A 286-nucleotide genomic window follows, 5' to 3' on the forward strand; every position below is an offset into this window, starting at 1 on the left:
TGGGGCAGATGTTCCGTCTGACCACCTTGCAGGACAATACCATCACCACCAGCCTGCAATATGCTAACGGTCAGATAACGTTAAATGGGCAGAAAATGTCGTTAGAAGATTTTGTTGGCATGTTTGCGATGCCAGCTCTTAACGTTCCGGCTGTACCGGCAATTCCGCAGCAGTAATTCACGGCCAAAACGCCGGAGAATTTTCACTCCGGCGTTTTCATCTGAAAACAAACCAGAGATTGCCTGATGCGCTACGCTTATCAGGCCTACCTTTTCCTGCAACACTT

General features: G+C 48.6%; 1 protein-coding gene. It reads left to right on the forward strand.

Translation table 11 applies throughout. The annotated features are described in order from the left end of the window. On the forward strand, nucleotides 1-176 hold a 176-nt coding region (locus tag RTW80_RS28840; protein WP_312721527.1), incomplete at its 5' end, for a DUF945 family protein. Nucleotides 177-286 lie beyond the last annotated feature (110 nt).

This window comes from Escherichia sp. AM3 (assembly GCF_032029835.1).
In the GTDB taxonomy this organism is placed as follows: Bacteria; Pseudomonadota; Gammaproteobacteria; order Enterobacterales; family Enterobacteriaceae; genus Escherichia; species Escherichia coli.